Source organism: Mesorhizobium sp., assembly GCF_041661565.1.
Classification (GTDB): Bacteria; Pseudomonadota; Alphaproteobacteria; order Rhizobiales; family Rhizobiaceae; genus Mesorhizobium.
On the sequence record NZ_JBAZUD010000163.1, the window covers coordinates 1 to 10471 of the forward strand.

Annotated in this window: 10 protein-coding genes and 1 tRNA gene; 7 read left to right on the plus strand and 4 right to left on the minus strand. The window is 62.7% G+C overall.

What is annotated here, in order from left to right; all coding sequences use genetic code 11:
* A partial coding sequence (locus WC739_RS22030) for a LacI family DNA-binding transcriptional regulator (RefSeq protein WP_372955113.1) occupies positions 1–362 on the minus strand: 362 nt, incomplete at its 3' end.
* A gap of 239 nt (positions 363–601) precedes the next feature.
* On the opposite strand from WC739_RS22030, the gene WC739_RS22035 reads away from it, so the two are divergent.
* The 5 genes from WC739_RS22035 to WC739_RS22055 all read left to right on the plus strand — a co-directional run bounded on the left by WC739_RS22035 (position 602) and on the right by WC739_RS22055 (position 6326).
* Positions 602–1756 carry a dihydrodipicolinate synthase family protein gene (locus tag WC739_RS22035; RefSeq protein WP_372955114.1) on the plus strand — a complete coding sequence of 385 codons (1155 nt, stop codon included), beginning with the start codon at positions 602–604 and terminating at the stop codon, positions 1754–1756.
* Between the two features lie 100 nt (positions 1757–1856).
* Positions 1857–2927: a GDP-mannose 4,6-dehydratase gene (gene gmd, locus WC739_RS22040; protein ID WP_372955115.1), complete on the plus strand. Its 1071-nt coding sequence runs from the start codon at positions 1857–1859 to the stop codon at positions 2925–2927.
* Between the two features lie 9 nt (positions 2928–2936).
* Positions 2937–3905 carry a GDP-L-fucose synthase family protein gene (locus tag WC739_RS22045; RefSeq protein ID WP_372955116.1) on the plus strand — a complete coding sequence of 323 codons (969 nt, stop codon included), beginning with the start codon at positions 2937–2939 and terminating at the stop codon, positions 3903–3905.
* Complete coding sequence (locus tag WC739_RS22050; protein WP_372955117.1) at positions 3850–5334, plus strand: hypothetical protein; 1485 nt, start codon at positions 3850–3852, stop codon at positions 5332–5334. The genes WC739_RS22045 and WC739_RS22050 overlap by 56 nt, the downstream gene beginning before the upstream one ends.
* Before the next feature lie 587 nt (positions 5335–5921).
* On the plus strand, positions 5922–6326 hold the full coding sequence (locus tag WC739_RS22055; protein WP_372955118.1) for a host attachment family protein: 405 nt from the start codon (positions 5922–5924) through the stop codon (positions 6324–6326).
* Between the two features lie 65 nt (positions 6327–6391).
* On the opposite strand, the gene WC739_RS22060 is transcribed toward WC739_RS22055, so the two are convergent.
* Positions 6392–6466: transfer RNA gene (locus tag WC739_RS22060), tRNA-Val, on the minus strand.
* A 106-nt stretch (positions 6467–6572) separates the two neighbouring features.
* Positions 6573–6935, minus strand: coding sequence for a cell cycle two-component system response regulator CpdR (gene cpdR / locus WC739_RS22065; protein WP_006199474.1), 363 nt, complete (start codon positions 6933–6935; stop codon positions 6573–6575).
* A 162-nt stretch (positions 6936–7097) separates the two neighbouring features.
* On the opposite strand from cpdR, the gene WC739_RS22070 reads away from it, so the two are divergent.
* Together WC739_RS22070 and hisN are read left to right on the plus strand one after the other, a co-directional pair.
* Positions 7098–8039 carry an N-formylglutamate amidohydrolase gene (locus WC739_RS22070; protein ID WP_372955119.1) on the plus strand — a complete coding sequence of 314 codons (942 nt, stop codon included), beginning with the start codon at positions 7098–7100 and terminating at the stop codon, positions 8037–8039.
* A gap of 314 nt (positions 8040–8353) precedes the next feature.
* The gene (gene hisN / locus WC739_RS22075) at positions 8354–9127 is read left to right on the plus strand and encodes a histidinol-phosphatase (protein WP_372955120.1); all 774 of its coding nucleotides are present in this window, start codon (positions 8354–8356) and stop codon (positions 9125–9127) included.
* An 87-nt stretch (positions 9128–9214) separates the two neighbouring features.
* Here hisN and WC739_RS22080 read toward each other — a convergent pair whose 3' ends face one another.
* Complete coding sequence (locus WC739_RS22080) at positions 9215–10192, minus strand: alpha/beta fold hydrolase (RefSeq protein ID WP_372955121.1); 978 nt, start codon at positions 10190–10192, stop codon at positions 9215–9217.
* Positions 10193–10471 lie beyond the last annotated feature (279 nt).

Consider the following 10471-nt stretch of genomic DNA (forward strand, 5'->3'; position numbering starts at 1 on the left):
ACGCCTTGCTCCATCAGCGACTTCAGCACCTCTTCCTGGCGCACCGGATTCTCCGCCGTGTTGGCGATGAAGGGCACGATGCCTGCCGACTGGAAGACCCGCTCCATGCCGACCGCCAGTTCAGCGAAAAAGGGATTGGTGAGATCGTTGATGACCATGCCGATGACGTTGGAATGGGCCTTGCGCAGATTGGCGGCGCCGCGGTTGTAGACATAGCCGACATCCTCGATCGCCTTGCGAACCTTGACCGCGGTTTCAGGCCGGATCAGCCCGCTGCCCTGGAGCACGAGCGACACCGTCGATTTGGACACGCCAGCTTCGCGGGCAATGTCGAATATCGTTGCCTTGGCCCGGCTGGCCATCCTTGAGCATCCTTCCGAAATCCTGCATGGATTTATTGGAACGTTCTAATCCCGTGTCTGCCTGTGAGTCAATCGGGATTCTTTTCCGAGCCGGTGGGTTGTTCCGACGAAGCTGCGCCGCCCGCAGGGCATGGCTTCGTGTGTGCAGTGCGGTATTTCCTTGAGAGCCCGGTAGTGGGCCCTAAGCTTCTTGATTTATTGGAACGTTCCATTTATAGGCAGGTCGAAGGGAGAGATCCATGGATATTGTCTTGCCTGGCGAGGGCAGAAGCGGCGCCCGCTACGTGCTCGTTGGCCAGCCTGTGCAACCGGTGATCGGCGCGCGGTTTTCGCGCATCGCCTATGCCGCCGCGCACGTCGTCGCCGATCCGCTTGGCATGACCGATCCGTGGTCGAGGCCGGTGGTCGACTGGGAGGGGACGATGGCGTTCCGCCATCATCTGTGGCGGCTCGGCTTTCGCATCGCCGAGGCAATGGACACGTCGCAGCGCGGCATGGGTTTCGACTGGGCAAACGCGAAGGAATTGATCCGCCGCTCGATTGCCGAAGCGAAAACCGTCGATGGCGCCGACCTGGCCTCCGGCGCGGGAACCGACCATCTGGCGCCCGGCGCCGCCAGCACGCTGTCAGACGTGATCGGCGCCTACGAGGAGCAGTTCGCCTTCATCGAAGGGCAGGGCGGCAAGGCGATCATGATGGCCAGCCGCGCGCTGGCGGCCGTCGCGAAGGGTCCGGACGACTATGCGAGCGTGTACGATCGTATTCTAAGCCAGGCGTCCGGCAAGGTCATCCTGCACTGGCTGGGCGACATGTTCGACCCTGCCTTGAAGGGCTATTGGGGCAGCGACGATTTCGAGACCGCGCTCGATACGGTGGTCGCCATCATCGAGCGCCACGCGGGCAAGGTCGAAGGCATCAAGATATCGCTGCTCGATGCCGGCAAGGAGATCATGCTGCGTGACCGGCTGCCGGACGGCGTCGTCATGTTCACCGGCGACGACTTCAACTATCCCGAACTGATCGCCGGCGACGGCAACAGGCATTCGCACGCGCTGCTTGGCATTTTCGACGCCATCGCGCCGGTCGCCAATGCCGCCCTGACGAAACTGGCGGAGGGCGACCACGCCGGCTACGACGCGCTGATGGCGCCGACCGTCCCGCTGTCGCGAAAGATCTTCGAGGCGCCGACCGAATATTACAAGGCCGGCATCGTCTTCATGGCCTGGCTGAACGGCCATCAGGACCATTTCACGATGGTCGGCGGCATGCAGTCGGCTCGCGGCATCCGCCACTATGCAGACATCTTCCGCCTTGCCGACCAGGCAGGATTGCTGGCTGATCCCGACCTGGCGACATCCAGGATGAAGAGCCTCCTCGCCGTCGCGGGCGTATAGAGCGCAAGAAAGCCGAACCGGGAAAGAGCCCTGCTCGCTGATTTGCGTTCGACATGCAAACCTGTATTCGGTATGCGCCGTTAAAACGGACGAATATGGCATGACGGACAAAGTGGCTCTCATCACCGGGGTGACCGGCCAGGACGGCGCGTATCTGGCGCAGCTGCTGCTGGGGAAAGGCTATGTCGTCCACGGCGTGAAGCGCCGTTCGTCTTCGTTCAACACCGAGCGCGTCGACGCCATCTACATCGATCCGCATGAGCGCGGCGCCCGTTTCTTCCTGCACTATGGCGACCTGACGGATGCGACCAACCTGATCCGCCTGGTGCAGGAAACCCAACCGAGCGAGATCTACAATCTCGGCGCTCAGAGCCATGTCCAGGTGAGTTTCGAGACGCCTGAATACACCGGCAATGCCGATGCGCTGGGAACGCTCAGGCTGCTGGAAGCCATCCGCATCCTGCGCCTGGACAAGTCGGTGCGCTTCTACCAGGCGTCGACATCGGAACTCTACGGCAGGGTCCAGGAGACGCCGCAACGCGAGACGACGCCCTTCCATCCGCGCTCGCCCTATGCCGCCGCCAAGCTTTACGCCTACTGGATCACGGTGAACTATCGCGAAGCCTATGGCATGTTTGCCGCCAACGGCATCCTGTTCAACCACGAGAGCCCGACACGCGGCGAGACCTTCGTCACCCGCAAGATCACGCGGGCCGTGGCCGCGATTCACCACGGCCTGCAGGAGACGCTCTATCTCGGCAATATCGACGCCAGGCGCGACTGGGGCCACGCCCGCGACTATGTCGAGGGCATGTGGCGCATCCTGCAGCATGAGGTGCCCGACGATTTCGTGCTGGCGACGGGCGAGGCGCATTCGGTGCGCGAGTTCGTCGAACTGGCCTTTGCCGAGACCGGGCGGGCGATCCGCTGGCAGGGCCAAGGCGTCGACGAGATCGGCGTCGATGCCGCTTCGGGCGCTGTCCTGGTGCGCATCGATCCGCGCTATTTCCGCTCGACCGAGGTCGACACGCTGCTCGGCGACGCCTCGAAGGCCAGGACAAGACTGGGCTGGTCGCATACGACCGGCTTCAAGGACCTGGTGACGGAAATGGTGCAGGCGGACCTGGCGCTTGTCGCCGGCGGCAGGTGGCGCAGCGGCAATACGGCCTAAGGACTATCCATGGACAACCGCTTCGACCTTAGGGGCAAACGTGTTTTCGTCGCCGGCCATCGCGGCATGGTCGGTTCGGCGATCGTGCGCGGGCTGGCCGGCGAGGATTGCGATATTGTCACCGTATCCCGCGACGAACTCGATCTTCTCGACCAGGCCGGCGTGCGCCGGTTCATGGCCGACCGGCGGCCGGACGCGGTGGTCATGGCGGCGGCCAAGGTGGGCGGCATCCTGGCGAACGATAGCTTCCCGGTCGATTTCCTCCAGGACAATCTGATCATGCAGACCAATGTCATCGACAGCGCGTTCCGCGCCGAAGTCGGCAAGCTGCTGTTCCTCGGTTCGTCCTGCATCTATCCGAAACTCGCGGCCCAGCCGATCCCGGAGGACGCGCTGCTGACCGGGCCGCTTGAACCCACAAACGAGTGGTACGCCATCGCCAAGATCGCCGGCCTCAAGCTCTGCCAGGCCTATCGGCGCCAGCATGGCGTCGACTACATCTCGGCGATGCCGAGCAATCTCTACGGGCCGGGCGACAATTTCGACCTCAATTCAAGCCACGTCATCCCTGCGTTGATGCGCAAGGCGCATGAGGCCAGGAGTGCCGGCCGGAAGTCCCTCGAGGTCTGGGGGTCGGGCAAACCGATGCGGGAATTCCTGCATGTCGACGACGCGGCGGACGCGCTCATCTTCCTGCTCAAGACTTATTCAAGCGACAGTCACATCAATGTCGGTACGGGCGAGGATATCACCATTGCCGAACTCGCGAGGACGATTGTGTCCGTCGTGGGCGGCGACACCGGCATAAGATTCGATCCGACAAAGCCCGATGGCACGCCTCGCAAACGGATGGACGTCTCGCGCCTGTTTGCCACGGGCTGGCGCCCGCGATACTCGCTGCGCAGCGGATTGGAGCAGACATATGAGTGGTTTGTCCGGCACGTTGAAAAGGGCGACATCCGGCTCGGCGTCGCGTGACCCCGAATCGATGCTGATCGTCGCCAACCGGAAAGATGGACTCGGCGGCCGCCTGCTGGCGATGGCCAACGCGAAGGCCCTGGCCGACAGGCTCGGCTATCGTTTCGGCTTCACATGGAGCGACACGAAGATCATCGACGAAGGCTCCCACACCGTCGACCTCGTCGGGAAAATCTTCGACGCGACCTTCATCGAGAAGCATTGGATGGGCGAGAAGATCAAGAAGGCCGGTTTCGGCTTTGTGGGCGACAGGGATTTCACGCCAGCGGGCATGCGGGCGGCGGAAAGGCAGCGACGGTTGCGTGGTTGGATCTGCGACGAGTTCCATGCGCTCGACTTTTTCCATGACGACAATGCAGAGCCGGTCGCACGGTCCGAAGTGCTGCGGGCTTTCGGCTTCTCGCCAGCCGTGCGGGAGGCGATGGACGCGGCCGGAAGATGCCGCTTTCCCGGTCCGATGGCCGCGTTGCATCTGCGCAGCGGCGACATCATCTACGGCCAGAATCGCAGAAGACTGGTTTTCACCGAAAAGGTGATCCCCTCCGTCCTCGCCAAGGCGATCATAGCGGAACTGTCGTCGAGGGGCTTGACGACGCTGCTTATCGGCCAGGACGAAGCGGCGCTCGACTACCTCACGGCCGAGACCGGAGCGATGCGCACCAAGGATTTCGGCGTCGGCCAATTCAGCGAGGAAGTGCTCAATGCGTTCTTCGAGATGGCGCTGATGGCCAGGTGCCAACAGATTCACGCCTCGGGCAGCATCTATGCGGTGGTGGCATCGCTGATGGGCGGCAAGCCTTGCATCGGCACCAGCGGCTTGTTCAGCCACTCCCGCGCCGTCGAGATCATCACGGATGAACTGCGGGAACGCCCGGCCGATTACCACCGGCTCGACGCTGCTTTCGGCTATCGATGGGCGTTTCGCTCGATGGAGGACGAGATCAGTCCGGCGCATGCGCGAGAGCTTCTGGAAAGGGCCCAGGCATTCGATCCGGAGAACGACGCCTATGACCTGAAAATCGCGGCGGCCTATTTCCATGAAGGCAACCATGCGGCCGGCGAGGCGATCCTGAAATCACTGATGACCAGCCAGTGGCCGCAAGGCACCAGGATGCCCTTGCCCATGATGGATATGCTGACGACCAAGCATGGCGGCTACAGGGCGATGGCAAGGGACTTCGACGGTTTCCTCGCGGCCGCGAGGGCCGGCCATCCCTACGCGATGGCGTGCTCGGCCTATATCCTCGTCGAAGCGCTTGATGACAGGGCGTCCGCGATGGAGATGATGGCCAGGCTGGTGAGGATGGAGCCCGGAAACCCGATCTTCAGGAAGATCAGACGGCGTGTATCCATGGGAAAGAAGCCGGAAGCCGGCCGGCTGGCAAAGGCAAGATGGCGGCTTGGCTTGATCAGGCCGCCCTGGTTTTGAGCCTGTGCCGTTTGTGCGCACCATCATCGGTCCGGGTGGTGCATGAGCCGCCGGCACGTCACGCCTTCAACGCAAAAGCCCCGGCCGCCTTTCGGCTCCGGGGCTTTTATCCAGACCGCGATATTACATTGGAATCTTCGAGATCGGAGCCTCGGCGGTAACCGAGGCCAAACGCTCGCGCCGGGTCAGCACCGGCTTTTCATATGTCTTCTTCATGAGTGTCCTCGCTTTTTCCCTCGATGAAAGAAATGACCCACGCCGGCAAGGGTTGTCAAGCGGGCGCATAAAACCGCCGCCGTGGGGCTGGCGGCTTCCCTAAACGGAGCGGTGGCTTTGAGTCGTGTCGTGCAGGCATTCTTGCCTCGGCATGCGCACGCAAACAAAAAGCCCGCTGTCTTGGGGGGAGCAGCGGGCCTCATGTTGTGCATGGAGTTGAGGGGACATCTCCTAGCGGATGGATAACCACGTCCGCGAAAGAAGGTTCCACGCCCACCGAAAGGACTTCAGGCATCCAATATCGTTCTGAGGCGTTGACCCCCGATGCCAAGACATTGGCGCGATTCACGATTCACCTGGAGATTTGCAAAATGGATATTCCCAAGGGCGCTACCGTCGCCGTAGCCGACGGCGAGCGGTTGAACATGTTCCACAATTCAGGCGACGAAGCCAATCCCAAGCTGACGGCGTCGGTCGTCGAAGACGTCTCGAACGACAACAAGGGTTCAGGCGCACGTCACCAGAGCAGTGCGTCGAATCCCGACAGCAGCCAGATCGAGGAAGACAGCTTTGCCGCCGGGACAGCCGAATTGCTCAATCGGCAGGTGCTCGGCGGGCACATCGCCAAGTTGATCGTCATCGCCGCACCGCGCACTTTGGGCGAGCTTCGCAAGCATTATCACCAGAAGCTGACCGATGTGCTTGTCGGCGAAATCGCAAAGGACCTGACGGGACATTCGGTGCAAGAGGTCGAGAAGGTGATTGCCAGCGCCTAGGCGAGATACCGCTCGCGAATGTTCAGGCCCGTTTTTGTACCGAACTTATGGCAGGTCTTTGAGGATGGTGGGCGTGACAGGGATTGAACCTGTGACCCCTGCAATGTCAATGCAGTGCTCTCCCGCTGAGCTACACGCCCATCCGAAGCCGCGCATACACCACTTTTGGTTCGGCGCGTCAATAGCGGGAAAAGGAAAGAAGGCATCGTCTCGCCGCGGCGGGCGATGTCCTTGCGGAAGGGTTGTTCAGGCCGCCTGCAGCATCTTCTCGACCTCGTTGACGAGGTCGCGCAGATGGAAGGGCTTCGACAGCACCTTGGCGTCTTTCGGCGCCTTGGAATCCGGGTTCAGCGCAACCGCGGCGAAACCGGTGATGAACATGACCTTCAGGTCGGGATCGATCTCGGTGGCGCGGCGGGCCAGTTCGATGCCATCCATCTCCGGCATGACGATGTCGGTCAGCAGCAGCGAGAACGGTTCCTCGCGCAGGCGCTCATAAGCGCTGGCGCCATTGTCGAAATCGCTGACCTGATAGCCTGCGCGCTCCAGCGCCTTGACGAGGAACCGACGCATATCGTCATCGTCTTCCGCCAGAAGAATGCGTGCCATGTTGTCCCGTCCGAATCACCCGCCCGAGATTGCCGTCGGGCAAGCCCGTTAACCATCCTGTATATGAGGATGTGAGGGTAAACATCAAGTGAACGCGGGCGCTGCATCGCCCATATTCGCGCAACGGCATGGCTGCTGATCGCTGGACACGCGGCCGGCAAGGTGGCAGTTTCAAGTCATGATGCACTGGTGGTTTCGGGTTCGTTCAAATTGAAGACGGCAGCCGAGGATTTTTCGGTCTTTCCGCCCTTCGAAATCCGCTCGGGCGCCGAGCAGCGCGTGCCCTTCCTGTTCAATTCGCCGCATAGCGGCCGCTACTATCCCGAGCGCTTCCTCGCCATGGCGAGGCTCGACCGAAATGCCATCCGTCGCTCCGAGGATTGCTATGTCGACGAACTGTTCGGCGGCGCCGTGGCGCTTGGCGCGCCGATGCTGGCGGCGAATTTTCCGCGCGCCTATCTCGACGTCAACCGGGAGCCCTGGGAACTCGACCCGCGCATGTTCGCCGAGCCGGTGCCCTCCTTCTGCAACATCCGCTCGGCGCGGGTGGCCGGCGGGCTCGGCACGGTGCCGAAGCTGGTCGGAGAGGGGCTCGACATCTATTCAGGCCGGCTGCCGCTGGCCGAGGCGGTCGCCCGCATCGAGGCCGTCTACAAGCCCTATCACGAGACGCTGAAACGGCTTTTGACCCGCACCCATGCGCGCTTCGGTTTTGCCGTGCTGATCGACTGCCATTCCATGCCGGCGAGCATCCGTGTCGGCGACAGCGGCCTGCGGCCGGACTTCATCATCGGCGACCGTTTCGGCATCTCGGCTACGCCGGCGCTGACGGAGACCGCGATCGGGCTGCTCAGCGGCATGGGCTATACAGTCGCCCACAACAAGCCCTATGCCGGCGGCTTCATCACCGAGCATTATGGCCGTCCGGCGCGGCACCTGCATGCGCTGCAGATCGAGGTCAATCGCGGGCTCTACATGAACGAACGGACGTTCGCGAAGGCCGCCGGCTTCGACGCGCTGGCGGACGACCTGACGCGGTTCTCGGCGGATCTGATGGCAATGCCAGACCATCATTTCATGGATCTGCCGTTGGCGGCGGAGTGAGCCCGCCCTGTCGCGGCGTAAAAAAAGACCGCATCGCTTGCACGACACGGTCGAAGTCTAGGGAGGAAACGCCCAAGGAGGGCATGGACAGGAGAACCTGTCCGAGGCTGAGCGTATTGTGCGCTGCACAAATGTCAAGCGACCTTCAGGCGTTTTTAATTCATAGTGATGTGGAAACTGTATCTCGATGATGGCCGCGTGACATTTGTGCCACAGCTAGTCGCCACGCGAAAAATCATCAAACCCCCTTGTTTTGGCACTGAACTGGCGGCAGAGCACGGGTTCGCGCGTGCCCCGCAATGCAGGAGAATGAGTTGGACATAAGCATCGATTTCATGCGCCGTATCGCGCGGGCCGCGGCGGCGGAAACCTTGCCGCGCTTTCGCAGCCAGGGAGCGGTGGCCAACAAGGAAAAGGGCAGTTTCGACCCGGTCACCGAGGCCGACCGCGAGGCCGAGCATGCCATCCGGGCACTGATATCGGCTGAGTACCCGGACCACGGCATCCTCGGCGAGGAGCATGGCAGCGAGAATACCGCCAGCAGGCATGTCTGGGTGATCGACCCGATCGATGGCACGCGCGCCTTCATTTCCGGCCTGCCGGTGTGGGGAACGCTGGTCGGGCTGACGGTCGATGGCGACGCCGTCGCCGGCATGATGTCGCAGCCTTTCACGGGCGAGCTGTTCTACGCCAACGCATCCGGCGCATATTATGAAGGACCGGGCGGCCCGCGAAAGCTGGCAACGCGCAAGACGACCAGCCTCGCCGAGGCGACGTTGTTCACGACCACGCCAGCGCTGTTCAAGGGTGAGGCGCGCAAGCGCTATGACGGTTTCGAACAGCAGGTCCAACTCGCGCGCTATGGCGTCGATTGCTATGCCTTCGCGATGGTCGCGTCGGGAAGCGTCGACATTGTCGCCGACCCCGGATTGAAACCTTACGACATCGTGGCGCTGATCCCCATCATCGAGAAGGCGGGTGGCGTCGTCACCACATTCGACGGCGGGCCAGCCGAGAAGGGCGGCGACGTGCTGGCGGCGGCGACGCCGGAGCTTCATGCCGCGGCCATGGCGGCGCTGCACGGCTGACCGTTCCATGCCATGGCCGTCGTGGCCGCCGATGAGAAGGACGGTCGGCGATGCCTCGGGCAACCCTAGGCGCCCGGACAGCGCCAGTCAGGCCGTAGGGTCGTCGCTGCCGGGAATGAAGGCATCGAAGGCGGCGAGGAATTGCTCGCGATAGATGTCGGCTTCCTGCAGGATTTCGTGGCGCGCGCCGTCGATCATCAGCAGCGAACCGAGCCGCAACCGCCTGGCGTAGGCTTCGACGGCCCTGGTTGAAACCACCTGGTCCGTGACGGGCGCAATGATGAGCAGCGGAATCTGGATGCCGGCCATGAAGTCGGGATCGCTGACCGCCTCCGACGCCTTCGCGGCGGCCCGCAGCCAGCGGATCGTCGGGCCGCCCAGGGCCAGTTGTGGGTGCTCTTCGTAGATCCGCGTGTTGCGCCGATAGCGCTCCGGGTCCGTTGTCACCTTGTTGGTGTCGAAGGGAGCCGACACTTTCGGCCGCGGACCCCATGCGGCATAGAGCCGGCCAAGGCCAAGGGCACAAAACAGCGAACAGAGGCGGCGAACGGTCGATATCGAGACCGGCAGATCGGGCAGCGTCAGGAACGGCGCGATCAGCACCATGCGCCGGACGCGGTTCACCATGGACGGCGAGGCAAGCAGTGCGACCGTTGCACCCGCCGAATGCGCCAGGATGTAGTATGGCCCACGGCAGTCCGGCAGCACGATCTCCTCGAAGAACTGCTCCAGGTCGGCGGCATAGTCCCGAAAACTCCTGACATAGCCGCGCTGGCGGTCACGGATCAGCCGGTCGGAGGAGCCCTGGCCGCGCCAGTCGAGGGTTGCGACGCCAAAGCCGCGATCGGCGAGATCGCGGATGGTCTCGAAATATTTCTCGATGCACTCGTTGCGGCCCGACAAGACGACCACCGTACCCCTGATCGGGCGGGTTACCGCCCCGAACAGGCCATAGCGGATCTTCCTGCCATCACGGGTTACGAAGAAGCCGCCGGTGGCGTTATCCGGTGTCGGGTTGCCCTCGACTTCGTGGAAAAGGGGCTCGTCGTGGACAGAATCCGTCATTCGGCGTTTCGTGCCTGGGGTCCTTGCGTGCCCGCCCGACATGGCTGGCCTCGCCAAGGTGATAGACGCCAACACGTCAAAAGCAAAGCAAATCCGGGTTGTGCAAGGGCTCCAAGGGGGAAAGCCGGAAGCCGCCTGAAAGCTGCTTCCGGCCCCTGTCGATCCGGGAGGAAGGGACGTTAACACCCGGTCGGCCTCGTCGCGGCATCCGTATATGAAAGTCGGTGCCGCCTGTCCTTGATCCTGGAGACACTTTTAGCGCTGGCAGTCTGAACGCGC

What these genes read in the sequence shown, in the direction of transcription:
- WC739_RS22035 (WP_372955114.1), top strand. Translation starts at nt 602, where the DNA reads ATGGATATTGTCTTGCCTGGCGAGGGCAGAAGCGGCGCCCGCTACGTG.
- gmd (WP_372955115.1), top strand. Translation starts at nt 1,857, where the DNA reads ATGACGGACAAAGTGGCTCTCATCACCGGGGTGACCGGCCAGGACGGC.
- WC739_RS22045 (WP_372955116.1), top strand. Translation starts at nt 2,937, where the DNA reads ATGGACAACCGCTTCGACCTTAGGGGCAAACGTGTTTTCGTCGCCGGC.
- WC739_RS22050 (WP_372955117.1), top strand. Translation starts at nt 3,850, where the DNA reads ATGAGTGGTTTGTCCGGCACGTTGAAAAGGGCGACATCCGGCTCGGCG.
- WC739_RS22055 (WP_372955118.1), top strand. Translation starts at nt 5,922, where the DNA reads ATGGATATTCCCAAGGGCGCTACCGTCGCCGTAGCCGACGGCGAGCGG.
- cpdR (WP_006199474.1), bottom strand. Translation starts at nt 6,935, where the DNA reads ATGGCACGCATTCTTCTGGCGGAAGACGATGACGATATGCGTCGGTTC.
- WC739_RS22080 (WP_372955121.1), bottom strand. Translation starts at nt 10,192, where the DNA reads ATGACGGATTCTGTCCACGACGAGCCCCTTTTCCACGAAGTCGAGGGC.